The sequence below is a fragment of the Streptomyces sp. DSM 110735 genome (assembly GCF_016482685.1).
In the GTDB taxonomy this organism is placed as follows: Bacteria; Actinomycetota; Actinomycetes; order Streptomycetales; family Streptomycetaceae; genus Streptomyces.
Genome location: NZ_JACYHF010000001.1, coordinates 257,383 through 281,721 on the forward strand (window position 1 = coordinate 257,383; position 24,339 = coordinate 281,721).

General features: G+C 73.3%; 22 protein-coding genes. 11 read left to right on the plus strand and 11 right to left on the minus strand.

Annotation, left to right across the window (positions count from 1 at the left end):
* Positions 1 to 16 precede the first annotated feature (16 nt).
* The 5 genes from IF655_RS01145 to IF655_RS01165 form a co-directional block, all read right to left on the minus strand.
* A complete protein-coding gene (locus IF655_RS01145; RefSeq protein ID WP_199581496.1) occupies positions 17 to 166 on the minus strand; it encodes a hypothetical protein in 150 nt (49 codons plus the stop codon).
* Between the two features lie 23 nt (positions 167 to 189).
* Entirely contained in the window at positions 190 to 1,140 is a 951-nt protein-coding gene (locus tag IF655_RS01150) for an MIP/aquaporin family protein (protein WP_199581497.1), read from the minus strand.
* A gap of 104 nt (positions 1,141 to 1,244) precedes the next feature.
* A complete protein-coding gene (locus tag IF655_RS01155) occupies positions 1,245 to 1,946 on the minus strand; it encodes a DUF4328 domain-containing protein (protein WP_307814835.1) in 702 nt (233 codons plus the stop codon).
* 52 nt (positions 1,947 to 1,998) lie between these two features.
* Entirely contained in the window at positions 1,999 to 2,424 is a 426-nt protein-coding gene (locus tag IF655_RS01160) for a hypothetical protein (protein ID WP_199581498.1), read from the minus strand.
* Positions 2,425 to 2,586: 162 nt separating this feature from the next.
* Positions 2,587 to 3,273: a DUF6445 family protein gene (locus IF655_RS01165; protein ID WP_199581499.1), complete on the minus strand. Its 687-nt coding sequence runs from the start codon at positions 3,271 to 3,273 to the stop codon at positions 2,587 to 2,589.
* Positions 3,274 to 3,468: 195 nt separating this feature from the next.
* Here IF655_RS01165 and IF655_RS01170 point away from each other — a divergent pair, with 195 nt between their 5' ends.
* The gene (locus IF655_RS01170; RefSeq protein ID WP_199581500.1) at positions 3,469 to 4,281 is read left to right on the plus strand and encodes a DUF4142 domain-containing protein; all 813 of its coding nucleotides are present in this window, start codon (positions 3,469 to 3,471) and stop codon (positions 4,279 to 4,281) included.
* Here the strand turns inward: IF655_RS01170 and IF655_RS01175 are convergent.
* A complete protein-coding gene (locus IF655_RS01175; RefSeq protein WP_199581501.1) occupies positions 4,278 to 5,936 on the minus strand; it encodes an alpha-amylase family glycosyl hydrolase in 1,659 nt (552 codons plus the stop codon). The two genes, IF655_RS01170 and IF655_RS01175, sit on opposite strands and share 4 nt — an antisense overlap.
* Positions 5,937 to 6,196: 260 nt before the next feature.
* Between IF655_RS01175 and IF655_RS01180 the strand changes: the two genes are divergently transcribed.
* Positions 6,197 to 7,171, plus strand: a complete 975-nt coding sequence (locus IF655_RS01180) for an LAETG motif-containing sortase-dependent surface protein (RefSeq protein WP_199581502.1) — start codon at positions 6,197 to 6,199, stop codon at positions 7,169 to 7,171.
* Between the two features lie 503 nt (positions 7,172 to 7,674).
* Here IF655_RS01180 and IF655_RS01185 read toward each other — a convergent pair.
* Positions 7,675 to 8,643, minus strand: a complete 969-nt coding sequence (locus IF655_RS01185; RefSeq protein WP_199581503.1) for a nucleoside hydrolase — start codon at positions 8,641 to 8,643, stop codon at positions 7,675 to 7,677.
* Positions 8,644 to 8,797: 154 nt separating this feature from the next.
* Between IF655_RS01185 and IF655_RS01190 the strand changes: the two genes are divergently transcribed.
* Entirely contained in the window at positions 8,798 to 9,610 is an 813-nt protein-coding gene (locus tag IF655_RS01190; RefSeq protein ID WP_199581504.1) for a hypothetical protein, read from the plus strand.
* A 6-nt stretch (positions 9,611 to 9,616) separates the two neighbouring features.
* Here IF655_RS01190 and IF655_RS01195 read toward each other — a convergent pair whose 3' ends face one another.
* Positions 9,617 to 10,771 carry a tetratricopeptide repeat protein gene (locus IF655_RS01195; RefSeq protein WP_199581505.1) on the minus strand — a complete coding sequence of 385 codons (1,155 nt, stop codon included), beginning with the start codon at positions 10,769 to 10,771 and terminating at the stop codon, positions 9,617 to 9,619.
* Between the two features lie 111 nt (positions 10,772 to 10,882).
* On the opposite strand from IF655_RS01195, the gene IF655_RS01200 reads away from it, so the two are divergent.
* Both IF655_RS01200 and IF655_RS01205 read left to right on the plus strand, forming a co-directional pair.
* Entirely contained in the window at positions 10,883 to 11,089 is a 207-nt protein-coding gene (locus IF655_RS01200) for a hypothetical protein (protein ID WP_199581506.1), read from the plus strand.
* 292 nt (positions 11,090 to 11,381) lie between these two features.
* Entirely contained in the window at positions 11,382 to 12,956 is a 1,575-nt protein-coding gene (locus IF655_RS01205) for an LCP family protein (RefSeq protein ID WP_199581507.1), read from the plus strand.
* Here IF655_RS01205 and IF655_RS01210 read toward each other — a convergent pair.
* Complete coding sequence (locus tag IF655_RS01210; protein ID WP_199581508.1) at positions 12,946 to 14,019, minus strand: hypothetical protein; 1,074 nt, start codon at positions 14,017 to 14,019, stop codon at positions 12,946 to 12,948. The two genes, IF655_RS01205 and IF655_RS01210, sit on opposite strands and share 11 nt — an antisense overlap.
* Positions 14,020 to 14,153: 134 nt before the next feature.
* Positions 14,154 to 15,326 carry a PP2C family protein-serine/threonine phosphatase gene (locus tag IF655_RS01215; RefSeq protein ID WP_199581509.1) on the minus strand — a complete coding sequence of 391 codons (1,173 nt, stop codon included), beginning with the start codon at positions 15,324 to 15,326 and terminating at the stop codon, positions 14,154 to 14,156.
* A 218-nt stretch (positions 15,327 to 15,544) separates the two neighbouring features.
* Between IF655_RS01215 and IF655_RS01220 the strand changes: the two genes are divergently transcribed.
* The 3 genes from IF655_RS01220 (at position 15,545) to IF655_RS01230 (ending at position 17,839) form a co-directional block, all read left to right on the plus strand.
* Entirely contained in the window at positions 15,545 to 16,033 is a 489-nt protein-coding gene (locus tag IF655_RS01220) for a hypothetical protein (protein ID WP_199581510.1), read from the plus strand.
* A gap of 228 nt (positions 16,034 to 16,261) precedes the next feature.
* Positions 16,262 to 17,212 (plus strand): hypothetical protein, encoded by a 951-nt coding sequence (locus IF655_RS01225; RefSeq protein ID WP_307814836.1) that lies wholly within the window; start codon positions 16,262 to 16,264, stop codon positions 17,210 to 17,212.
* Positions 17,213 to 17,329: 117 nt separating this feature from the next.
* Positions 17,330 to 17,839, plus strand: coding sequence for a hypothetical protein (locus tag IF655_RS01230; RefSeq protein WP_199581511.1), 510 nt, complete (start codon positions 17,330 to 17,332; stop codon positions 17,837 to 17,839).
* Here IF655_RS01230 and IF655_RS01235 read toward each other — a convergent pair.
* A complete protein-coding gene (locus IF655_RS01235; protein ID WP_199581512.1) occupies positions 17,799 to 19,184 on the minus strand; it encodes a PLP-dependent aminotransferase family protein in 1,386 nt (461 codons plus the stop codon). The two genes, IF655_RS01230 and IF655_RS01235, sit on opposite strands and share 41 nt — an antisense overlap.
* Before the next feature lie 89 nt (positions 19,185 to 19,273).
* On the opposite strand from IF655_RS01235, the gene IF655_RS01240 reads away from it, so the two are divergent.
* From IF655_RS01240 to IF655_RS01250, 3 genes are all read left to right on the plus strand, one after another.
* Entirely contained in the window at positions 19,274 to 20,062 is a 789-nt protein-coding gene (locus IF655_RS01240) for an alpha/beta fold hydrolase (RefSeq protein WP_199581513.1), read from the plus strand.
* A 103-nt stretch (positions 20,063 to 20,165) separates the two neighbouring features.
* Positions 20,166 to 22,100 carry an FUSC family protein gene (locus tag IF655_RS01245; protein ID WP_199581514.1) on the plus strand — a complete coding sequence of 645 codons (1,935 nt, stop codon included), beginning with the start codon at positions 20,166 to 20,168 and terminating at the stop codon, positions 22,098 to 22,100.
* Between the two features lie 101 nt (positions 22,101 to 22,201).
* Positions 22,202 to 24,328: a VWA domain-containing protein gene (locus IF655_RS01250; protein ID WP_199581515.1), complete on the plus strand. Its 2,127-nt coding sequence runs from the start codon at positions 22,202 to 22,204 to the stop codon at positions 24,326 to 24,328.
* Positions 24,329 to 24,339: the final 11 nt, after the last annotated feature.

Here is a 24,339-nt window from a genome sequence, read left to right on the forward strand (position 1 = left end):
TTCAGCCGTGGGCGCCTCAGCGGCGTATCCGCGCCCCGGCGCGCCCCCCGACGCGGATCCGCACCGACACCCGCAGCCCGCGCACCCGCACCCCGACTCGCACCCGCACCGTCACCCGGACACGCAGCCGGACCCGGGCGACGGCCCGGGCCCGGCAACTGCCCATCGGGTTCTCCTCGCGCGGTCCGGCTACTCCTCGCCCTCGTCCACCCGGGTCGGGCGGCTGCGGCCGGGCTCGGGCAGTTCGCCCATCTCGTGGCGCAGGTAGAGCACGTCGCCGACGAACAGGTCGTAGAGGAAGATGCCCACCAGACCGCCGATCAGCGGGCCGACGATGGGCACCCACCAGTACCCGCTGAACTGGCCCGCCACCGAACCGGGGAACGCGAGGCTGTCCCAGCCCGCCGCCCAGGTGAACAGGCGGGGTCCGAAGTCGCGGGCGGGGTTGATGGCGTACCCGGCGTTCGCACCGTAGGACATGCCGATCGCGGCGACCGCGAAGCCCACGATGAGCGGGGCGAGGTTCGCCTTCACCGCCTGGTTGCGCAGGTCGAGGATGGCGACGACGAACATGACCAGGAAGGCGGCGCCGACGATCTGGTCGATCAGCGGACCCCAGATGCCGCCGTGGAAGTAGGGCGCGGGGAACGTCGCGAAGATGGAGAACGAGGCGAGGGTGTGCCCGTTGGTCTTGGGACCCGAGACCGCGGCGTCGAAGGTGTCGATCGCGTTGTGGTAGACGAGATAGACCAGCGCGGCGCCCACGAAGGCGCCCACGACCTGCGCGAACCAGTACGGCAGCACCTTGATCCAGGGGAAGCCGCGGCGCACGGCCACCGCGAGGGTGACGGCGGGGTTGAGGTGGGCGCCGCTGACGCCGCCCGCGACGTAGACGCCGAAGGTCACCGCCAGCGCCCAGCCCCAGGCGACCAGCAGCCAGTCGCCCGCCGCCAGGAAGATGGTCGTGGTGGTGGCGGCCCGGCCGGAGCCCGGCAGTGCCGCCACGGCCATGGCGACCACACCGCAGCCGAACGCGATGAGGACGAAGGTCCCGAGGAACTCCGCCATCATCTCGCCCGCCAGACCGCCCCGGTGCCTGAGCCGGGACGGCTTGATGAGCGGGGGAATTTCGACAGCCATTGAGGCCCCCTCTAAGAGAGCGAATGCGGCAAACAGCCTCATAGTGGCCCACCGTCACTCACTCCGCAGAGCGGGTTACTGCCTTTGGGTTACCCCCGGCCGGGTCACCCCTCGGCGCGCGGCTGTGCCGTGAGCGAGGCGACGCGCTCCGTCTGAGCCGCCGTCACCGCCCGCACCATGAGGAAGCCGGTGACCGCCGCCGCCACCATCGCCGCCTCGCTGAACAGCAGGGGCCACACGCCGGTGTACGCGCGCTCGATCAGCTTGTCCGCGCTGTCGCGGTAGATCAGACCGGTGCCGCAGGCCATGCCGAACACCCACAGCACCCACCACGCCGTGACCACGGCGGGCAGCTTCCGCCCCGGCACCGACTTGCGGTACGCGTCGGCGATCACCCCGCGCGGAATCCACAGGTTGGCGACGGGCAGCACCCAGCCGAGGTAGACCCAGAACCCGGCGTGCTTCGGCCGCTCGCGCGACAGGGCGACGGAGTTGTCCCGCACCCGCCACATCCAGGAGATGAAGAACACCGCGCAGATCACCATCGTGACGCCGACGAGGAAGGTGACCAAGTGGTACGAGTTCTCCAGGGAGTTCAGCGGTCTGTGCACGCCCTCGCCCTGGTCCGGGGGTCCGGAGGCGGGCTCGCCCGCCGTCCACAGCCGTATCTCCCACACCGCGCGCAGCACATGACCGAGCCCCGCGAGCAGCAGGGCCCAGCCGGTCAGCCGGGCCGCCGTCTCCACGGGGCGCAGTCCGTGCACCTGGGGCGCGGGGGCGGTCGGGATCGTCTTCTGTTCGCTCACGACGCGATTCTGACCGGGTAAATCCCCCCGCACCAGGGGCTTTTACGATGGATCAGACCGTGCGGCGCTGCGGGTGGTACGTCGCCAGCGCCCAGATCACGAAGAAGTCGATGCCGATCATGATCAGCGACCAGATCGGGGAGTACGGCAGGAACAGGAACTGGGCGATCATGCTCAGCGAGGCCAGCAGGATGCCGACCAGCCGCGCCCACTCCAGTCCCATGAGGATGCCCACACCGGTGATGACGGCGATGACGCCGAGCACCAGCAGGATCCAGCCCCAGCCGGTGAGGTTGATCTTGTAGACGTAGGCGTCTATGCGGGCGTACACGTCGTCCGCGGCGATCGCGGAGATGCCCTGGAGGATCGCGAGGATGCCGTTCATCAGCATCAGCACACCCCCGAAGATCGCACCGCCCTCCGCGAGCCCTCCGTGGGACGGAGAAGGTGCCGATTGCGTCTGCTGCTGCTGGGTCATGGCCGTACCTCCGCCGTGTCGCCCCGAGAGGGTCGTTGCTACGACGATCACGCGGGCACGGCGGGGGGACCACGGGGGCTACGCCGAACGGGTGAACGACCCAGGGCGTGAACCGACCCGGGGAGGGTGGCTCACGCCCTGTTCAGCGGGGGCGCGCGGGTCTCACGCCATCCAGAAGAACACCGCCGTCATCCGCTTCTCCTCCAGCGTCCGGCCGAAGTAGCCGGTCGCGCTGTGCACGAGGTTGGCGTGGTAGAGGAGCAGGCGGTTGTAGCGGTGGGGGACGTCCACGTCCTCCTCGAAGGCGTCCGGGGCGACGAAGCGGGTGCCGAGGGCGTCGACGAGGTTGTTGTGCGGTGCCTGGACGACGTTGCCGCCGAGCCGGCCGCCGGGCAGGGACTGGCGGTAGAAGCTGGTGCCGCAGGACTTCGGCACGTGCGGGTTGAGGTAGAGCACGGCGGCGTACCGGCACAGCGCGCGCGAGTCGGCGTGCGGGCGGGGTTCGCTCTCGCCCTCGCCGACCACCTGGACGCAGTTGTGGTTGAGGGTGCCGCCGCCGGGCGCCCGCTGCACCCACAGTTCCTCGGCGCCGGTCGCCTTCTTCACCAGCCGCTCTATGCGGGCGAGTTCACCGGGTTCGAGACCGGGCATCGCGCGCAGTCCTGGCCAGGTCTCGGAGGTGTACGGGTACCCCTTGGCCCAGTCGTCCTTGGCCAGACACCGCGTCCGCACCGCGTCCGGGTCGGGCAGGGCGTCGTCGATGACCCAGTAGTCGCGTCCCCGGGTCGGCTTGCGGTAGGGCAGCACGGGAAGGACCGCCGGGCGTCCGGCGGGGGGCTGTGGGGGCATGGGGCGAATCTAGGGGCGGGTTCCTTCCCGCTTCTCCCGGCGAACGGTCAACATCTGGCGAGGAGGGTCAACGTTTGACCAATCCCGGTCGAGCGGAAATCGTTACCCCGACCATCGAGACGAACGGCGCCCGCATCCGTACTGCTGTGCGTCCCAACCGCCTGTCGGCGGAACCACGACCGGGCAGGAGGCACGGTGCGCATTTCGCGGAACGCGACGGGAACCATCTTCGTGGGCGGTGCGATGACGCTGACACTCGCGGCGCTCGCCTACCCCAGCATGCTCGGACTGAACACCGTCACGGCGTCGCAGACGCGGGTCGTCGCCAACACGCAGTGGGGTCCGCTCACCGAGCAGGACCGCGACTTCGTGGTCCGGGTGCGCGCGGCAGGGCTGTGGGAGTACCCGCTCGGGCAGATCGGGCTCCAGAAGGGCACCACGGCGGGCGTCAAGGAAGCCAGCAAGCACCTGATCGACGGGCACGCCGCGCTCGACGCCTCCTGCCGCAAGATCGCGCCCATGCTGAACATCACGCTGCCCAACGTGGCGAGCCCCCAGCAGGAGGGCTTCGTGACGCAGTTGAAGGGCGAGAGCGGCAAGCAGTTCGACACCGACTTCGCCAACATCCTGCGGATGACGCACGGTTCGATCTTCAACACCATCGCGAAGATCCGGTCCACCACCAAGAACTCGCTGGTGCGGGCGCTGGCCGACCAGGCGAACGACACGGTGCTCGACCACATCACGGTGATGGAGAAGACCGGTCTGGTCGACTTCGACCAGACCATCTTCCAGCAGACCACCCCGCCCAAGCTGCCCACGGACGACCTGACGCCCCCCGCGCCGCCGCCGGGCCAGCCGGAGGTGGTCCTGACCCCGCCGCCGAACCCCACCTCCTCCACGCTGAACATCGACGGCATCAACGGACCCAACGACACCCGCAAGGACGGCAGTTCGGGCGTCCCCGGCGCTACTCCGGAGCCCTCGCCGACGCCTACGGTCGGCTAGGCGAGCCACACGGCCGTGTCCGGCGGGAGGCTGCCGGACACGGTCAACGGCTCGCTCGCGAGCAGGAGTTCGCCGGGTGGCAGCGGTACGGAGGTGCCGCCCAGGTTCGTCAGGCAGCGCCAGCCCGGGGTGCGCCTGAACTCCAGTACGTCCGGGGCGGTTTCGGGCACCCAGGTCAGCTCCTCGCCCTCCAGAAGTTTCCGACGCAGCTTCAGGGCGGCGCGGTACAGCTCCAGGGTCGAGCCCTCGGCGCCGGTCTGCGCCCCGGCGGCGTACGCCGCGAAGGACGGGGGCTGCGGGAGCCATCCCGCGCCGGGTCCGAAGCCGTACGAGGGTCCGGTGGTCGTCCAGGGCAGCGGCACCCGGCAGCCGTCCCGCCCCTTGCGGGTGTGGCCCGACTGCTGCCACACCGGGTCCTGGAGCACCTCGGCGGGCAGGTCCGCGACCTCGGGCAGCCCCAGCTCCTCGCCCTGGTAGAGGTACGCCGAGCCGGGGAGCGCCAGCATCAGCAGGGTCGCGGCGCGCGCCCGGCGCAGCGCCGCCACGGGGTCGAGCGGGGGCTCGGTGCCGCCGGAGAGCAGCCAGGCGTCGAGGTCGGTGCCGGGCGGGAGCGACAGGCGCGAGGCGTGGCGGACCACGTCGTGGTTGGAGAGCACCCAGGTGGCCGAGGCGCCCGCCGAACGGGCGGTGGCGAGCGAGCGGGTGATGACCGCGCGCAGCTCCTCCGCACCCCAACCCGCCTCCAAGTACTCGAAGTTGAACGCCTGACCCAGTTCGTCCGGGCGGGCGTACAGCGCGCGGCGCTCGTCCGGCACCCAGGCTTCCGCGACGGCGGTGCGGGGCGGGTCGTAGGAGTCGAGGAGGCGGCGCCAGTCGCGGTAGATCGCGTGCACCTCGTCGCGGTCCCAGTAGGGGTGCGAGCCGGGCTCGACCAGGGGCAGGGAGTCCTCGCCGGTGGCGCCGACGCCGCCCACGTCGCGCAGCGGCTCGGAGAGATCCTTGGCCAGACCGTGGGCCACGTCGACGCGGAAGCCGTCCACACCCCGGTCGGACCAGAAGCGCAGCGTGGCGAGGAGGTCCTCGCGCACCTCCTCGTGGCGCCAGTCGAGGTCGGGCTGTTCGCGGGCGAAGAGGTGCAGATACCACTCGCCGTCCGGGACGCGTTCCCAGGCGCTGCCGCCGAAGACCGACTGCCAGTCGGTGGGCGGGAGTTCACCGCGCATGCCCTTGCCGGGGCGGAAGACGTAGCGGGCGCGGGCCGGGGAGCCGGGTCCCGCCGCCAGCGCCTCCTGGAACCAGGGGTGCTGGTGGGAGGTGTGGTTGGGGACGATGTCGACGATCACCTTGAGACCGAGCCGGTGGGCTTCCGCGACCAGGGCGTCGAAGTCGTCCAGGGTGCCCAGGCGCGGGTCGGTGTCCCGGTGGTCGGCGATGTCGTAGCCCCCGTCGGCCAGTTCGGAGGGGTAGAACGGGCTGAGCCACACCGCGTCCACACCGAGCGCGGCCAGATGGTCCAGGTGAGCGGTGACACCCGCGAGGTCGCCCAGCCCGTCGCCGTCGGCATCCGCGAAGCTGCGGGGATAGACCTGGTAGATGACGGCCTGGCGCCACCAGTCGGGGTTCCGGGAGGAGAGATCGGCGGACGGCTGTGCCATGCGGGCTCCGTTCGGGCGGGGTGCGCCGGGGTCCGGCGGGGCTTCGACAGGAATCTGTCCACATCGCCCCGAAACGGAAACCGGGCGGGACCGGAAACCCGAACACCCGGCGCGTTAGCGCAGGTTGACAGCTTTCGCAAGGACGATCACCATGTCTCCACACTGTGGCGCACGGGACCGATGAGTCCGTGGAGGCCACGGTTCTCTCCTGTGATCTCTCCGCGCCCTGCGCGAGCCTGCCCCGAACCGATGGGATCTCCATGTCCATAGCCCGACGTGTCACCGCGCGCCGCCTGCTGGGGACGGGCGCCGCGTCGCTCGCCCTGTGCGCCGCCTCCGTAGCCGCCGCCTCCGGGGCGTGGGCCCACGGCGCGCCCGGCGGTGACGGCTGGACGTCCGGCGGTCACCTCGCCCCGGGCACCGGCGCCGGTACCGAGACCGGCACCGACGCGTGCGAGTTCTCGCTGGACGGCACCCGCTTCTTCGCCTCCGTCAAGGTGGACGACCAGAACCTGAAGCCCACCGAGGACGGCAAGGTCCACATCAAGGTCCGTGCCGCCGGTGGCGCCGCGAGCTGCACCGCCTCGCTCGCCTCCTACCTCGCCCACGGCGCCACCTGGGCCACCTCCGGGCAGCAGGCGCTGGTCGGCTTCGACACCGTGACCGTCAAGCAGGGCGCGACCGACACGCTCGACATCGCGGTGCCGGACGCGGGCTGCTTCGCGCAGGTCGACCTGTACCGGGGCGCGGTCAGGTTCGACGGCGACCTCGACGCGAACGACGGTCTGGTCCATGGCGACCTGCCCAAGGGTCCGGACCACGCCGTCATCAAGGACAAGCTGATCGCCGCCTGGAACGGCGGCACCAAGGAGTGCTCGATCGAGGCGCAGCCGACCCCGGCCGCCCCGACGACGCCCGCCGGGGACACCTCCCCCTCGGCCACCGCCCCGGCGTCGGACTCGTCCTCCGCGTCGGCTCCGGCGCCCGTGTCGTCCGCCTCCGAGTCCGCCTCGCCGAGCACCAAGGCGGACTCCGGTTCCTCCGCGTCGCCCTCGGCGAGCGTGAAGGACACCGCCGCGGCAGCCTCCCCGTCCGCCAACGGCGGCTCCGGCGACCTCGCCGAGACCGGTGGCGGCAACGGCTCCGGGCTGATCGCGGGCGCCGCGGCTGCCCTGGTCGCGGCGGGCGCCGCCGCCGTGGTCGTCTCCCGCCGCAAGCGCGCGGCGCGGCACTGACGTCCGTGACGCGGTACGTCCGCGACACGGCACCGACCTCATGGGGCGCCCCAACGCCCCCGGCGTGAGGCGAGCGCGCCGGACGCCCACCCGGACGACGGGGTCAGGGCCGACGACCGGGCCCGGCGCGCCCCCGCCTCCACCCCCGCCCCCGGCGGCCCCACGGCTGCCGGGGGCGGGGGCGCGGGCGCGCTCCGCTGCGGACGGGAGGGCTACGGCCGTCCGGACCTGTGCCTGGCGGTCACAGCCACCCCGCCACCGGCCGAACGGCCACGGCTGCGCCGTAAACGGTCCGGAAAGCGCGGCTGCTTGGCCAGGAGTGAGCGTCCAGGCCACTCCGCCACCGGCCGGGCAGCCATGGCCACTCCACCAGCGCCCCGACGGCCACAACCGCCCCGCTCAACAGCCCGGACCGTCACGGCAGTTCCGCCCCCGGCCGGACGACTGCACCCACTCCGCCACCAGCCCGGACGACCACAGCAGACCCGCCAACGGCCGGACGGCTACCCCCGCTCCACCGTCGACAGATACAACTCCACGTACCGCTTCACCTCCACGTCCACCCCCACGTCCACCAGCGCCCGTTCCCGCTCCCCGTCGTGCAGTTCCGACTCCCCGAGGCGACCGCGCAGGTCGACGACCGTCTGACCGCGGGCGGGACCCGGGGCGAGGGCGATCTCGACCGGGACGTGGCGGGTGGTGAGTCCCTCCGGGTCGGCCACCGCGCAGACCGCGCCCGCGTCGCCGAGCCCGCCCGCCGCCGCGTCCTGGGGGGCGGTGCCCCGGGCCGGGGGGCGGTGGGCGAGGAGGTCACCGGCGAGCCGGGTGCCCGGTTCGGCGCTCGCGCGCAGCCTGAGCACGTCCGCGCCGGGCACGACGACCCGGGTGAACACGTCGAGCCCGTACATCGTGATCGGCACCCCGGCGGTGAGCAGCACGGCCGCCGCCTCCGGGTCGTGCCAGACGTTGAACTCCGCGACCGCCGTGGCGTTTCCGGGACCGACCGCGCCGCCCATGAACACGATCCGCTCGATGTTCCGGGTCACCTCGGGGTGGGTGCGCAGCAGCAGGGCGATGTTGGTCAGGGGCGCGGTGGGGATCAGGGTCACCGGGCGCGGGGAGGCGAGGATCTCGCGGCGCAGCAGGGTGACGGCGTCCATGGGGACGGGGGCGCGGGCGGGGGCGGGCAGTCCGAGGTCGCCCATGCCGTCGGTGCCGTGCCAGTGCGCGATGCGGGCGGGCTCCAGGAGCGGGCGTTCGGCGCCGCGCGCGACGGGGACGTCGGCAGCGCCCGCCCGTTCCAGCACGGTCAGCGTGTTGCGGACCACGCGGTCCACGTCGGTGTTCCCGGCCACGCAGGTCACCGCCCTGAGGTCGAGCCCGGGGTGCCGGACGGCGAACAGCAGCGCCAGCGCGTCGTCCACCCCGGTGTCGCAGTCGATGATCACGGGAACGGCGGGCCGCTCGGCCACGTCGGGCTCCTCTCGGTCGCGGGTACCGAACCTACCCGCGCCGCCGGGGCGGCACCCCGCGCTCACCCGGACGGACCGGAGCGCTGGTGAGAGGGGGCGCGGGGTGATGCCGTGAGGGGAAACAGCCCTTCCGGTACGAGCAGGAGGCACCCCGATGACCGCACGCGCCCGTGGCGCCCTGCCGACGCGGACCGGTGCGATACCCGTGCGCGGCGCCCTCCTCGCCTCCTGCGCCCTCACCCTCGCGCTCGGCGGCTGCGCCACCCTCGGTCTGGAGCACCCCCCGACCGCCCGCCAGCCGCTGCCGACGATCGAAAAGCCGCCTCCCTCCTCCAAGTCCGCCCCCGGCACCGACAAGGCGCTGCTCACCGACGCGCAGGCGCAGAACGCGCTCCTGACCGAGACCGACCTGGGCGCCCCCTGGACCGCCACGCACGGCGCCGCCACCTGGCGCGACGGCATGCTGAAGGCCACCACCGACGCGGGCCAGTGCCAGCCGCTGCTCGACGCCCTCTACGCCGACACCCTGCTGCGCGCCCCCGCCCGCGTCGCCGTCGGTCTGGACGACCCCGACAGCGGCGCCCAGTTGCGCTACCAGATCGCCGCCCGCCGCCCCTCCGACGTGGACGCCGCGCTGACCTGGCTCGGCACGATGCCCGCCGACTGCGCCCGCTTCACCGCCAGGACGCAGACCGGTCTGGTCGAGGACGTGCGGGTGAACTCCGCCCCGCTGCCCGAGGTCGGGGACAAGCGCCAGGGTCTGCGCGTCACCGTCGCCACCACGACCGACGACGACCAGGATCTGCTGCTCACCCTGGACGTGGCCGCCGTCCGGGTCGGTCAGGACGCCTTCGCGCTGACCAACGGCGGTCTGGGCGACGTGCCGAACGACGCGACACAGGCAGCCGTCCAGATCGGCGCCCTGCGCCTGGCGGACGTGCGCAAGCAGGGGCGCGTCCAGGTCTGAGCGCGCTCAGAGCCTGCCAGGTCCGAGCGTGGTGCTCCCCGGCGCCGTGCGGTGCCCGAGCCCGGTGCGGTACGCGTCCAGCGCCGCCTCCGTACGACCGCCGCGGCGCAGCAGATCACCGAGCAGCCGGCACAGATCGGCCAGATCTCCCGCCGCCCCGGCCCGCTCCAGCAGGCTGAGCGCGCGGACGTAGTGCTCCTCGGCCGCCTCGGTGTCGTGGGCGTCCTCCGCGATGATGCCGAGCAGCCGGTGGGCGGCGGCGGCGTGGACCGCGCCGCGCTCGGAGGAGAAGTCCCCGAGCACCCCGGCCAGCAGCTCGGCGGCGTCGCCCGAACTGCCGCGCCGGTGCAGCACGTCGGCCAGCTCGACGGCGACCTGGCTGCGGTAGAGGGCGGCACGGGTCTCCCCGAGCATCAGCAGCGCCCGCCGCAACTCATCCTCGGCGCCCGCGAGTTGTCCTGCCTGGGCGCGGACGTAGCCGCGCATCCAGTGGCAGTGGGCGAGTTCGGTGCGCAGTCCGAGCCGGTCGTACAGCTCGGCGGCGGTCGCGAGGGAGGCGTCCGCCTCGGCGTGCCGCCCCTGGGCGAGCAGCGTGCGGGCGACCGAGCGGTGGGTGCGGGCGAGCAGCGCGGGGTCGGACACCCGGGGCGCGAGCGCGAGCGCGGACTCGGCGGCGCGGGCGGCGCGGTGGTGGGCGCCCATGTCCATGTACGGCCCGATGGCGGCGGCGTGCAGCAGCACCAGGGCGTCGGGGTCCTGCGGTGCGGCGCGGGCGAGTTCGTCGACGCCGGTCTCCAACAGGTGCACCGCGTAGCGGAGTTCGCCGGAGAGGTAGTGGGCGACGGCGCGACCGCGCAGGACCGGGGCGCGGAGCGGGGCGGGCGCGTCCGCGAGCAGCTCCGCGGCACGCTCGAAGTGACCGAGGGCGTCGGTCAGTTCGCCGGTCTCCAGGGCGCTCTCCCCGAGCCCGAGCAGGGCGGCGGCGTGCTCCGGCGCGAACCCGCCCTGCTCGCCCTCCCCCTGCTCCTCGATCTCCGCGAGCAGCGCGGCGAAGCGGGTTCCTGCCTCCTCGGCGGCGCCGTCGTCCAGGGTGCGGCGGGCTTCCGCCAGGCGTCGCCCCAGTCCGTCCGCGACGGCGGCCGGATCCTTCCGCTCGCGCATCGGGCGTCCTCCCCAACTCCCTTGGGCCCCCTTGTCGTTGGGAGCGCGCAGCCCTAGGTTAATCGGCGGCTCACGCGTATCCGACTCGTCACCCGCCGTAGCGAGGTCACCGTGCCCGGACGTACATCAGCCGCCCCTGGACGCACCGGCGCGAACCCCCGCCCCCGGCTGCGCCGGACCGCGGACGACCCCTCCCTCACCCGGGGTGTCGTGGCGGCCGTGGTGGCGGTCGCGGCGCTGGTCGTGGCGGCGAACGCGGGTCCCGCGCCCACCCCGGACACTCCTTCCGCGCCCCCGGTCCGCTCCGCTCAGCGGTGACCCAACACCCGTACGCGCAAGGCGTTTTCAAGCGCCGGTAGGGGAACTCCGAGTAAAACTGTGGCCAAGGCCAACCGCGCCTTTCCCAACAAACAGGCTCAATCCACCGGTTGTACAAGAGTGGAATATCTCACCGGCGACGGTTGACACCGAACCGCGCGGCTAGGGTGAGCGCTCCCGGACCGGTGCGGCCCAGGGCCCCTCCGAGAGGTCCAAGCACGCACCGCTTGACCGGCGATGGGCGATTCTTTCGGTGGCCCCGGGGTCCGGGCCAGGGGTGGGAGGTCACGGGATGACGGCGAACAGCCTGCGCGCGGAGGAGTTTCCGGCAGGACCCGCGGACCGGTCGGGCGACGAGGGCGGCAAGGGCACGACCGCCCCCCGCCCCCGGCGCGGGCGCCGCATACTCAAGTGGTCCGCCGCCACCCTCGCGCTGCTGGTCATAGGCACCGCGGGCGCGGGCTACGTCTACTACGAGCACCTCAACGGCAACATCAGGAAAGCCCGGCTCAACCTCGGCGACTCCCCCGTACCGGTGGCCACCCCGAACGCCCAGGGGCAGACCCCGCTGAACATCCTGCTGATCGGCTCCGACAGCCGGAACACCGCCAAGGACCTCAAGCTCGGTGGCTCCAAGGGCGACGTGGGCCGCCCGCCGCTCGCGGACGTGCAGATGCTGCTGCACCTCTCCGCCGACCGCAGCAACATGTCGGTCATCAGCCTCCCCCGCGACACCATGATCCCGATCCCCAAGTGCACGGACGCCGACACCAAGAAGGTGTACCCGGCGCTCTCCCTGTCCATGGCGAACGAGTCGCTCGGTCGCGGCGGACCCGGCTGCACCGTCGCCACCTGGCAGCAGCTCACCGGGGTGCACATCGACCACTTCATGATGGTCGACTTCTCCGGCGTGGTCGCCATGGCGGACGCGATCGGCGGCGTCCCGGTCTGCGTCGAGGACAACGTCTGGTCGCACACCTCCTCCGGCCACGGCTCGGGGCTCAAGCTGGAGAAGGGCACCCACCCGGTCAAGGGCAAGCAGGCGCTGCAGTGGCTGCGCACCCGCTACGGCTTCGAGGACGGCACCGACATCGGCCGCACCCACGCCCAGCACATGTACATGAACTCGATGGTCCGCCAGTTGCGCGCCAACGCCCGGCTCGGCAACCCCGGCGAGATGCGCAAGCTCGCCGAGGCGGCGACCGACGCGCTCACCGTGGACGACGGGCTCGGCACGGTCAAGAAGCTCTACGACCTGTCGATGGAACTCCAGAAGGTGCCCACCAAGGGCATCACCATGACCACCCTGCCCACCGTGCAGTGGACCCAGGACCACAACCGGCTCGTGCCCGCCCCGAACGACGCCGAACAGCTCATCTCCATGGTCCGCGACGACGACTCGCTGACCTCCCTCGCGGGCAAGAAGCCCACGCCCGACCCCACGTCCACCGACCCGGCAGCCCCGCCCGCCGAGATCGCCGTACGGGTCCGCAACGGCACCGGCACCGCCATGGAGGCGCCCGCTCCCCAGCGCGCCTCCGCCATCGCCCAGGTGCTCCGGACCAACGGGTTCACCAGCGCCTCGACCGACACCACCCCCGCCGCCGAGCCCGACACCGAGGTGCTCTACTCCACCGCCGACCAGGAGGGCGACGCCCAGGCGGTGGCCGACGCCCTGCACATCCCGCTGAAGCGGGCGCGGCAGTCGGACGAGGTCCAGGGCGTGACGCTCGTCGTCGGCGAGGACTGGCGCACCGGGGACACCTTCCCCAAGACCAAGCCCAAGAAGGTCCCGGAGAGCGCCGCCGTGCTGAACGGCGAGAAGACCGACGCCTGCATGAAGATCCAGCCGGGCTTCACCTGGTGACGTCCGCCTGACGCTCCGTCAGCCGCTGGAGCTGCCGCTGGACGTGGTCCAGGGCGCCGTCCCGCCGCCCCGGCACCCGGAGCCTCAAGTCGGCCAGCGCGGGACCCAGTTCACGAGCCCGGGCGGGGTCCTCGATCCTGCCCCACTGGTGGTGGGCACGGTCGGCGGCTGCCTCGACCGCAGGCGCGTCCGGCGCCTGTCCCGCCGCGAGCCGCACCCCGGCGACGTCCAGCCAGGCACGGCAACTGCGTGCCGGGTCGCCCGCGAACATCGCGAGGTCGGCGCGTACCTCCGCCCAGTGCAGCGCGTCCTCGGACGCCGGACCGCGCGCGTGCGCCGCCGCCTGCTGATGGCGGGCGGCGAGCGCGTCCGCCTCGGCGTGCCGCCCCGACCGTACGGCCGCGGTCAGCTCGGCGTGCGGGTCGCCCGCCGGACGCGGCGGCGCGGTGAGCACCAGGTTCGTGGGCAGCTCGTCCGCGATCCGGTCGAGCGCCGCCCGGTGCAGCTCCGCCAGCGGCGGCCGGTGCCCGCTGCGCAGCAGGGTGGCGACCGCCCTCATGTACGTCGGCTGCGCGATCCCGCGCCGGGCGCCCGACGGCGCGATCCGGCCGTACACCTCGGTGCCGCGGCCCGAGTCCAGAGGGTGCGCGAGCAGACGGTCCCAGGTCTCGGCGTCCGCGTGCAGATCCGCGACGAGCGTGGTGGCACCGGCCGGGCGCAGCCGCAGCTCCTCCCTGATCCAGTGCCAGGGCAGCGCGGTGTAGCGCACGGTGGCCGCCGTGGTGCGGGCCAGCGCCAGATGGGGCAGGTGCTGGCGGCGGTCGAGGTGCAACTGCCCGGTGACGTACACCGTCAGCGGTCCCGGCGCGGCAGCGGCGGCGCGCAGCCGTGTCAGCACGGCCTGCGGGTCCAGCGGGTCGGCCAGTTCGACCACGTTCGCGGTCTCGGTGCCGGACAGCACCGCCGGTGCGACGGCGGCCAGTATCGGCAGCACCCCTGCCGCGTCCACCTGCCGCCCCCTCCCCAGCGGCGCGGCCGCGAGCAACAGCACGGTTCCGGGCATCGCGCCTCCCCTGTTCGCCCTGACTCCAGCGAGCACCGTAACCGGTGGGACGGCCGGGGCACGCCGGGGACGGGGAAGGTACCCCCCTGGGAGGGGCAGGCGTTCGCCTAGGGGACGTCTCCCCGAGACACCCCCTAGTCCGGCACGTCCGGCAGCCGCCGTACCGCGAACACCGTGGTGTCGTCGGCCAGCCGTCCCCGGGTGTGCCGCAGCACCCCGTCCCGCACGGTCCGCACCAGCCGGTCCGGCGCCGCCCGCCCCGGGTCCCGGCTGACAGCCCGGTCCAGCTCGCGCACGAGCGTGTAGAACTCGCCGTGCCGGTCCCGCGCCTCGGTGACCCCGTCGGTGACGACGAGGAGGGTCTCGTCGGAGTGGAGTTCGGGGACGAGAGCTTCCGCCGGTGCCTGTGCGGGGGTGTCGGCCGCGCCTCCGGCCAGGTCGCCCGTCAGATGCCCGAAGCCGATCGGGAGGCGTTCGGCGCCGGGGAGGGGGCGTACACCGCGGGGACCGACGGCGAGGGGGGACTCGTGGCCGAAGTTGATGACCTCGACGGTGTCGCCGTCGCGCTGCGGGAAGCTCAGCAGGACGGCGGTGGCGAACCGCTCGCCGTCGTAGCGGCCGAGCGCGGCGGTGTGACCGCGGTGGCGGTACATGCGAATCTCCAGCCGGTCCGCGACGGTCGCGAGGTCGGGCTCGTGGTACGCCGCCTCGCGGAACGTGCCGAGCAGCGCCGCCGCCGTCTCCACCGCGCCGAGCCCCTTGCCCTGCACGTCGCCGACGAGGACCCGGGTGCCGTGCGGACCGGGCTGGATGTCGTAGAAGTCGCCGCCCACCCGCGCGTCGGTGTCGGCGGCGAGATACACCCCCGCGTGCTCCAGACCCGCCCACCCCGGCGGCAGCGGGCGCAGCACCGTACGGCGCGTCGTCTCCGCGATGTCCCGCATGTGCCCCTCGCGCCGCTCCCGGCGAGCCCGCGCCTCCGCGGCGATCACGGCCAGCGCGCCACCGAGCGCGACCAGCACGAAGTCGGCGTTCCCCGCCCGGTACTGGTTCGGGTACAGCGTGTCCACGGCGACGTACGTGACCAGCGACAGCAGCGCGAACACGACGGTCGTCCCCACCCCGCACAGCGCGGCGGCGATGCTCGGCACCAGGACGATCCAGGAGACGATCCGGAACTGCTCACCGGTGAGGAGATCGACCCCCGCGATGCCGATGAGCAGCAGCAACGGCACCAGCCACGCCACATCGCAGCCGCCGACGCGGAACCACTCCCACTGCCGCTTCCGGCGGTCGATCCGCTCCACGAGGCCCTCTCCGTCACGAACCCGTCCGCGGCAGGGCGGCCGGACCCTTCCGTCGCTTCAGCGAAACACGCGCGCACGCCCCGCGCATCCGGGCCACGGGAGGTCCCTGCGCCCGCCGAGTTGCCGCGCCGCCGCCCCCGGTGTGATCTGGAGTGTGGGGCGACATCAGACGACGTCACGCGATGTCCCGCGCGATGTCAGGCGAGAGGAGCGCTCTCATGGCTCACGCGGCACCCGCACCCGGCGCGCGGACCGGCGGCGCCCGAACCTCAGGCGAGGGCGAAGGCGAGGGCGACCGGCTCCGCACCGGTCCCACGCCCGACGTGTTCGACGCCCGCGCCCACCGGATGCTCAGGATCGTCGTACCGGTGCTGCTGGCACTGGTCTACGGCTACTGGGCAGCCGCCAACCGGCGTTCCGGCGGTCCCATCACCGGCTGGAACCTGCTCTTCGGGTTCCTCACCGCGCTCGTGTTCGCGGTGGTGCTCATCGCGCTGCTGACCGTGGCGCCGAGGCTGCCCCGCGAACTGCACGCCGCCGCCTGGACGGTGTTCATCGGCTGCTCGTTCGGCTTCCTCTACAGCCAGACCGGCGACTCGATCTACCGCTCGGTGGGCAACTCGATCGCCATCGGGGTGGTGACGTTCATCGTGTTCTTCTACCGCTTCTACACCCGCGAGGACGCCGCCGGGCATCGCATCCACTGACCCCGCGGCGACCTCGTACGACCCGTACGCGCCATGGACCCCGGCCCGCCCGCCGGGGTCCACGCGTCGCGCGCCCGCCCGTCCGACGCACGCACCGTCCGACGCGACCCCCCGACCGGCGCGCCCACCCGTCCGGCGCGACCCCCCGCCCGGGTGTGCACCCGTCCGGATTCCCCCGTACGCCCGCCCCCGCTCGCGCGCCACCCCCAGCAGCCCTTGCCTGGAAGGGTGTCCCCTCGTTTCCGGAGCGTCGTGTCGGCCGCGCTGATCGCGCTGGCCTGCCTCCTCGTGCCGTTCGGCGCCTCGGCGGCCTGGGCGGCGTACACGCTCACCGACACGAGCCGCTACGTCACCACCATGGCGCCGCTCGCCACCGACCCGGACGTGCGGGAAGCCGTCGCGCAGGCGGTCGGGGACGGCATCCTGCGCGAGGCGGACCAGCGCATGGACATGACCCCGGTACGCGCCTCGGTACGTCCCTTCGTGCGCGACGCGGTCCGCTCCTTCACCCACACCCGCGCCTTCCGGCTCGCCTGGGACACCGGCAACCGGATCACCCACGACGCGGTGCTGCGCGCCCTGCGCGAGGACGACCCGACCGCCGGGGCGCCCGGCGCCGCCGTCACCGTCGACCTCGCCCCCGTCACCGCACGGGTCAAGCAGCAGCTCACCCAGGACCACGTCCCGCTCGCCGCCCGCATCCCGGTCCAGCACACCGTCGTCCCGGTGCTCCCGGCGGGCGACCTGACCCGGTTCCGCAAGGGGTACCACATGCTGGAAGTCGCCGGTTTCTGGCTGCCGGTGGCGGCCGTCGTGTTCGCCTCCGCCGGGATCGCGCTCGCCGTCCGCCGCCGCCGCGCCATCGTCGCGACCTCGCTCGGCACGGCTCTCGGCGGCGCCGTCCTCGCCCTCGCCCTCACCGTCGGCCGCGCCCTCACCCTGGCCGACCTCCCGCCCGACGTCCCCCACCCGGTCGCCGCCGCCGTCTACGACACCCTCACCGCCACCCTGCGCACGGTCTCCTGGCTCCTGCTCACCCTCGGCGTGACGGTGGCCCTGACGACCTGGCTGACCCGGCGCCGGGCGCGTCCGGAGGAACCCCGCAAGCCGGAGGCGAAGCGGAAGGACCGGACCACCGGACCGGACTCCGTGCAGGAGGACGGGCGGGCGCAGGTCTGAGCGCCGGGCGCAGGTCTGAGCGCCGGGCGCAGGTCTGAGCGCCGGGCGCAGGTCTGAGCGCCGGGCGCTGTCCGTGCCCGGGTCCCGCTGTCAGTGCCCGGGTCTACCGTGCCCGGCATGAGGCACTGGATAGCAGGTCCCCTCGGCTGGACACACGGGCGCCGGTTCGGCGACGAGGAGACCAACGTCGTCTTCTTCCGCGGCACCACCCTGGACGCGCTCACCCGCGGGCTGCTCGACCGGCACCGGCGCCCCCGCGCCTACGCCAAGGGCGACGACTGGGGCGTCCTGATGCACGACATGCTCGCCTGGGACTGCGCGGACACCGGCGACTACGAGGGCGCCGACTACGCCGCCCTGTGCCCGCCCGGCGCCGAACTGGCGGTCTTCGTCACCGAACCCTGCGTCGCCAAGGCTCACGGACCCTTCTTCGCGTACTACCGCGACGGCAGCCTGCACACCGCCTTCAGCTTCGAGTCCCCCACCGACGGGGTCGGTCCCGCCCCGGACCACTTCCTGCCCGCCGTCACGGAGGTCGAGGAGGACGGGGACGGCGACGACCGCGAGGAACGCCTGGTGGCGGCGATCACCCGCTTCCTCGACCTGCCCGAGCTGGAACTCCCGTAGCGACCGCGCCGGGACCCTCCGCCACGATCTCCGCCAACACCCCCAGCGCCCGCACCAGTTCCCCCTCCGGCACCGAGCCGAGTCCGAGGCGTACCGCGTCCGGGGTGTGCGACGGCGCCGTGGCGAACGCCGTGCCCGGCGTGACCGCGACGCCCCGGGCGCGCGCCGCCGCCGTGAAGGTGTCCGCGCGCCAGGGGGCGGGGAGGGACCACCAGGTGAAGTACGAGGTCGGTGCCGAGAGGAGCGGGACGCCGGACAGGGCGTCGGCAGCGAGGAGTTGGCGGTGCCGGGCGTCCGCGCGCTTGGCCGCCGTCAGCCGGTCCACCGTGCCGTCGGTGATCCACCGCACCGCCGCCTCCAGGGCGAGCGACCCCGCGCTCCAGCCGCCGGACCGCACCGCCCGCGCCACCTCACCGGACCGCGCGGGCGGCACGGCGGCACAGCCGACGGTGAGACCCGGGGCGATCCGCTTGGACAGGCTGTCGACGAGGTGGCCGAGTCCGGGGAGGAGCGACGTGAACGGCGGCTCGTCGCCCTCGTGCAGGAAGGACCACACCCGGTCCTCCACCACCGGTATCCCCAAGTCGCTGATCACGTCCGCCAGTTCGGCTCTTCGTCCCGCGTCCAGCGTCCGCGAGGTCGGGTTGTGCAGCGTCGGCTGGAGGTAGAGCGCCGCCAGGGGAGCCGAGCGGTGGGCGGTCGCGAGGGACGCGGGGAGGGGTCCGCGGTCGTCCGCGGCGAGCGGTACGAGCGTGCCGCCGAGGCGGGCTGCCACCTCTCTCACCAGCGGATACGTCAGCGGTTCGACGCCGATCCGGTCGCCGGGGCGCACCAGGGAGGCGAGGGTGGCGGCGATGGCCTGGCGGGCGTTGCCGGTGAAAACGATGCCGTCGGGGTCGAGGGCGGGGTCGGGAGCGCCCAGCAGTCCGGCGAACACCTCGCGCGCCACGCCCGTCCCCGCCGCCGGTGCGGGCAGACGCAGCGCCTCGAACAGGGCGTCGGGGCGCAGGAGTTCAGCGAGGACGGGGGCGAGCAGCTCCGACTGACCCTCCACACAGGGGTAGTTCAGCTCCAGGTTCACCGTCGCGGGCTCGCAGGACGCCTCCGTCAGCGCGTGCCCCGGCTGCGCGTCCGGTGTCGTGGCGCGCACGAAGGTGCCCCGCCCGACCTCGCCCACCACCAGTCCCCGGCGGGCGAGTTCGCCGTAGACCCGCTCGGCGGTGGACGCGGCGATGCCGTGTCGGCGGGCGAACGCCCGTTGCGGAGGCAGGCGTTGACCGGTCCGCAGGCGACCGCGCGCGATGTCGGCGGCGATCCGGTCCGCGATGCGGCGGTAGTCGTCCACAACTCCCCCTGTTCAGCAGGTCTTGCACATTGCACCGAGGGCAAAGATTTCATTGCACCGAGCGAGGGGCGACTCCTAGGGTCGGTTCCATGCCGCCCTTCCTCGCATACGATGACAAAGGTCCCGAAAACGGCCGCCTCCCGCTCGTCCTCGTCCACGGTCACCCCTTCGACCGCACGATGTGGACCCCGCAGTTCACGGAGTTCTCCGCCGGGCGCCGGGTGATCGTCCCCGATCTGCGCGGGTACGGCGCCTCCCCGGTGACCCCCGGCACGGTCACGCTCGCCCGGCACGCACGCGACCTGGAGAGCCTGCTCGACCACCTCGGCGCGAGCGTCTTCGTGCTCGCCGGGCTCTCCATGGGCGGGCAGATCGCCATGGAGTGCGCGGGGCGGTTCGGCGCCCGCGTCCGGGGTCTCGTCCTCGCGGACACCTTCCCCGAGCCCGAGACCCCCGAGGGCGTACGGACCCGGCACGCCCTGGCCGACCGGCTGCTCGCGGAGGGCATGTCCGGGTACGCCGACGAGGTGCTGGAGCGGATGGTCGCGCCGTACGCCGACCCCGCCGTCAAGGCGCACGTGCACCGGATGATGACCGGCACGGACCCCGAGGGCGCCGCCGCCTCCCTGCGCGGGCGCGCCGCCCGCCCCGACTACCGGCCGCTGCTCGCCCGGCTCACCACGCCCGCCCTGGTGGTGACCGGCGCCGACGACACGTACACCCCGGTCGCGGACGCGGAGGCGATGCACGCGGCGCTCACGGACTCCCGGCTGCACGTCGTCCCCGGCGCCGCCCATCTGCCGAACCTGGAGCGCCCCGAGGAGTTCAACCGGGTGCTGGGGGCGTTCCTGGACGAGGTGGACGGGATGACGGGATGACGGGATGACGGGATGACCGGGTGACGGGGTGCCGGGGTGACCGCCGAGGCGCGGTGAGCGGCGTGCGACGGGCCTCATCGGGCGAAGCGCCCATAATGGGCGCATGTCCCGAGAGTTCCCGATCGGCCTCACCCCTCCCGACTGGCTGGTACGGAACCTCCGCGCGCAACCCGCGCCGGTCAACTGGGCCGCCGTCGCCCGTGCCTCCGTCGCGCTGGCGCTGCCGCTGGCGATCGGGTTCGCGGTGGGACAGCCCGCGTACGGCGCGCTCGCCTCCATGGGCGCGCTCAACGGCGTCATCGGTGACACCGCCGACGCCTACCGGATGCGCGTCATCACCATCGCCGTACCCCAGCTCACCGGCGCCGTCGGCGTCATCCTCGGCACGCTCGTCTTCGGGCAGGGCTGGGCGGCGGTCGGCGTGGTCACCGCCGTCGCGCTGGTCTCCGGGATGATCTCGACCATCGGCACGGTGGCGTCCGTGTCGGGACTGCTGCTCCTGCTCAACTGCGTCGTCGGCGCGGGGCTCCCGCTGCCCCGCCCCTGGTGGCTGGCGCCCCTGCTGATGACCGGCGGCGGACTGCTGGTCCTGGCGCTCGCCCTGCTCGCCTGGCCGCTGCGTGCCGGGGTGCCCGAACGCGGCTCCGTCGCCCTCGGCTACCGCCGGGTCGCCGACCTCCTCGCCGCCTGCGGCGGACCCCCCGAGCAGTACGTCGCCGCCCGCTTCGACGTCACCCGCGCCCTGAACCAGGCGTACGACGTCCTCCTCGGCCACCGCGCCCTGCACCACGCGCGCAGCCCGGAACTGACCCGGCTGATCGCCCAGTTGAACGCGATCACGCCCGTCATCGAGGCGGCGCCCGCCGTCGACCTCACCGGAAAACCGCTGCCGCCGGAGATCCCCGACACGGTGCGCCGCCTCGCCGACGACGTGGCGGCGGGTCGCACCGGACGGCTGGACCTGCCCGCGCTGCCCGCGCCGGTCACGGAGACCACCCGCGCCCTCGACCACGCGCTGCGGCACGCCGCCGAGGTGGTCGCGTCCCCCGACGTGGACCCGCTCGGCGCGGACGACCACGCCGTACCGCTGCGCTCCCGCGTCACGCGCGCCACGCGCAACGTCGTGATGTCCGCCACCTCCTGGCGCTACGGACTGCGTCTGGCCCTGTGCATCGGCATCGCGCAGGCGCTGGTCTCGCTGGTCCCCGTACCGCGCTCGTACTGGGTCGCCCTGACCATCACCTTCGTCCTCAAGCCCGACTTCGGCTCGGTGTTCTCCCGCGCGCTGCTGCGGGCGCTGGGCACGGTGGTGGGTCTTGTCCTCGCGGCGGCGGTCCTGGCCGAGGTACCGCTCGGCTGGTGGGACGTGCCGGTGATGATGGTCCTTGGCACCCTGGTCCCGGCGCTCACCCCGCGCGGCTACGGCTACCAGACCGCCGCGATCACCCCGGTGATCCTGCTCCTCTCCGACATCCTGAACCACCAGGGCGTCGACCTGCTCCTGCCCCGGCTCCTCGACTCCCTGATGGGCTGCGGGATCGCGCTCGTCGCCGGGTATCTGCTGTGGCCGGAGAGCTGGCACAGCCGGGTGGGCGACCGGCTGGCGGACGCGGTGGCCGACACGGCGGCGTACGTCGAGGCGGCGTTCGGCACCGGCACGGCACCCACCGCCCGCACCCGGATGCGGCGCCGTCTCTACCGCGATCTGTCCACCATCCGGACGGAGTTCCAGCGCGCCCTCACCGAACCCCCGCCCACGGGACGCCGTGCGGCCGCCTGGTGGCCGCTGGTGGTGGCGGTGGAACGCATCGTCGACGCGACGACCGGAGCGCGGGTCCGCGTCCGCCACGGAGCCCCGCCCCCCTGCCCCGCCGAGGTCCAGCACGTAGCCCGCCAACTCCGTGAACTGGCCGAATCCGTACGGCGGACCGACACCCTCACCGCCGTCCGCACCGACCTCACCGGACCCTCCGAAAGCGTCCTCGAGCCCCTGCGCCAAGAGGTCGCCGCCGCCCGCGCGATCGCGACACCCCACTGACGACACCCCGGGTGCGGCCGGAACCCGTGCCTCAGGGCCGCTAACCTTACGTGTCCGTCCTGGCCAGCGATCGGCATCAACTCACGCGAAGGGTTGCGCACATGGGCATTCTCACTCTCCTGAGGAACGCGTTCGGCCGCCGCAAAGAGCGTCCCACCGACCCAGAGAATGCCCCCACCGTCCCGGAACCCCGCGAACACGAGCTGGTCTCCGCAGCCTTCGACGACGTAACGGTCCCGCGCCAGCAGGCGGCGGAGTCGGGCGCGTCCGAGACCCGGGGGACGACTACGGCGGAGCCGGAGAAGACCGAGGCAGCGGTTGCGGCGAAGCCGGACGAGGCTGAGGCTGCGGAGACGGCTGTTGCGGCGGAGCCGGAGAAGGCTGCGCCTGCTGAGGCGGCGGTCACGGCGGAGCCGGACGAAGCTGAGGTCGCCGGGACGGCTGCTGTGGCGGAGCAGGAGAAGGCTGAGACGGCCGAGGCAACGGTCACGACCGCGCCGGACAAGGCTGAAGCAGCGGACACGGCTGTGACGCCGGAGCGGGAGAAGGCTGAGGCGGCCGAGGCAACGGTTACGGCGGAGCCGAGCGAGCCCGAGACGGCGGTTACGGCGGAGCCGGAGAAGGCTGAGACCGCTCAGGCGGCGGTTACGGCGGAGCCCGACGAGGCTGAGGTCGCAGAGACGGCTGTTACGGCGGAGCCGAGCGAGCCCGAGGAGGCGGAGGCAACGGTCACGACCGCGCCGGACGAGGCTGAGGCAGCGGACACGACTGTTACGGCGGAGCCGGCGATTACGACCGCGCCCGACGAGGCTCAGACCGCTGAGGCGGCGGTTACGGCCGAGCCCGTCGAGGCTGAGGTCGCGGAGACGCCTGTTGCGGCGGAGCCCAGCCAGCCCGAGGTCACCGAGGCGTCGCTGGCCCCGGTGGAGTCGAGCGAGGCTGAGGTCACGGAGCCCGAGGGTGCCGAGCAGCGGGTCGAGACCGGCGAGCCCGAGGACGTAGAGGCAACGGTCACGGCCGAGATCGAGGCGCCGGAGCCGGAGGCAACGGCCGAGCTGGATGAGCCCGAGGTGCCCGAGCAGCGGGCGGAGCCGGAGACCACCGAGGTCGCTGAGCCGCAGGCGGAAGCCGAGGCGACGGAGCCGGAGACCCCCGAAGCCACCGCCCAGGTCCCCGCGCAGCGCACGGAGATCGAGGCGAGCGAACTCGACATCACGGCGGTGTCCGAGACGGCGGACGCGGAAGCACAGCCGGAGAACGAGCCGCTGACCGAAGCGACGCCGCCCGAGCCCACAGCGCCGGTGACCCCGTCGGCGGAAGCCACCCCCGCCCCCGAGCCGGAGACGGCCACTCAGCCCGAGCCGACCCAGAACGCGCAGCCTGAGCCCGCCGAAGCCACGACGGCACCCGAAGCCACCACGGACCCGGCGCCCGCCGACGGCGAGACCGCCCCCCAGGGGCCACCCGCACCCGACAACGAAAGCCGCACGGGTGGTGCGGGTGGGAACCGGACCGCCGCCGAAGGCGAAGCCGAGGCGGACCGAGCTCAGCCCCCCGCTCCCGCCGAAGGCGAACCCCGCGAAGCCGAGGCGGACCAGGCTGACGCACCCCCCGCCAACGACACCCCCGCCGCCACCGCCCTCGCAAAAGCCGACCTCACCAAAACCCCCGCAAAGACGTACCTCGTCCTGGACCGCTCCGCGAGCATGCGCCCGTACTACAAGGACGGCTCCGCCCAGGCACTCGCCGACCAGACCCTCGCCCTGGCGACGGAGCTGGACAAGAACGCCCCCGCAGTCCACGTCGTCTTCTTCTCCACGGAAGTGGACGGCACCACGGACCTCACCCCCGGCACCACCGACACCGTCGACGACATGCACGCCACCCTCGGCCGCATGGGCCGTACCAGCTACCACGCCGCCGTGGAAGCCGTACTCGCTCACTACGACCAGCACCACACCCCCGCCGACAAGGCACTCGTGATCTTCCAGACGGACGGCGCCCCCGACGCGAAGACCCCCGCCACCCAGGCCCTGACGAACGCCGCGAAGACCCACCCCAACGTCTTCTTCTCCTTCGTCGCCTTCGGTGAGCACGACAACAAGGCGTTCGACTACCTCCGCAAGCTGAAGACCCCGAACACGTCCTTCTTCCACGCGGGCCCGACCCCCCGCGAGCTGACGGACACCGAGCTGTACGAGGGCGTCCTGGCAGGCTGGCGCCCGTAAGGGAACCACCA

What these genes read in the sequence shown, in the direction of transcription:
- IF655_RS01145 (WP_199581496.1), bottom strand. Translation starts at nt 166, where the DNA reads ATGGGCAGTTGCCGGGCCCGGGCCGTCGCCCGGGTCCGGCTGCGTGTC.
- IF655_RS01150 (WP_199581497.1), bottom strand. Translation starts at nt 1,140, where the DNA reads ATGGCTGTCGAAATTCCCCCGCTCATCAAGCCGTCCCGGCTCAGGCAC.
- IF655_RS01160 (WP_199581498.1), bottom strand. Translation starts at nt 2,424, where the DNA reads ATGACCCAGCAGCAGCAGACGCAATCGGCACCTTCTCCGTCCCACGGA.
- IF655_RS01165 (WP_199581499.1), bottom strand. Translation starts at nt 3,273, where the DNA reads ATGCCCCCACAGCCCCCCGCCGGACGCCCGGCGGTCCTTCCCGTGCTG.
- IF655_RS01175 (WP_199581501.1), bottom strand. Translation starts at nt 5,936, where the DNA reads ATGGCACAGCCGTCCGCCGATCTCTCCTCCCGGAACCCCGACTGGTGG.
- IF655_RS01180 (WP_199581502.1), top strand. Translation starts at nt 6,197, where the DNA reads ATGTCCATAGCCCGACGTGTCACCGCGCGCCGCCTGCTGGGGACGGGC.
- IF655_RS01190 (WP_199581504.1), top strand. Translation starts at nt 8,798, where the DNA reads ATGACCGCACGCGCCCGTGGCGCCCTGCCGACGCGGACCGGTGCGATA.
- IF655_RS01195 (WP_199581505.1), bottom strand. Translation starts at nt 10,771, where the DNA reads ATGCGCGAGCGGAAGGATCCGGCCGCCGTCGCGGACGGACTGGGGCGA.
- IF655_RS01205 (WP_199581507.1), top strand. Translation starts at nt 11,382, where the DNA reads ATGACGGCGAACAGCCTGCGCGCGGAGGAGTTTCCGGCAGGACCCGCG.
- IF655_RS01210 (WP_199581508.1), bottom strand. Translation starts at nt 14,019, where the DNA reads ATGCCCGGAACCGTGCTGTTGCTCGCGGCCGCGCCGCTGGGGAGGGGG.
- IF655_RS01220 (WP_199581510.1), top strand. Translation starts at nt 15,545, where the DNA reads ATGGCTCACGCGGCACCCGCACCCGGCGCGCGGACCGGCGGCGCCCGA.
- IF655_RS01230 (WP_199581511.1), top strand. Translation starts at nt 17,330, where the DNA reads ATGAGGCACTGGATAGCAGGTCCCCTCGGCTGGACACACGGGCGCCGG.
- IF655_RS01240 (WP_199581513.1), top strand. Translation starts at nt 19,274, where the DNA reads ATGCCGCCCTTCCTCGCATACGATGACAAAGGTCCCGAAAACGGCCGC.
- IF655_RS01245 (WP_199581514.1), top strand. Translation starts at nt 20,166, where the DNA reads ATGTCCCGAGAGTTCCCGATCGGCCTCACCCCTCCCGACTGGCTGGTA.
- IF655_RS01250 (WP_199581515.1), top strand. Translation starts at nt 22,202, where the DNA reads ATGGGCATTCTCACTCTCCTGAGGAACGCGTTCGGCCGCCGCAAAGAG.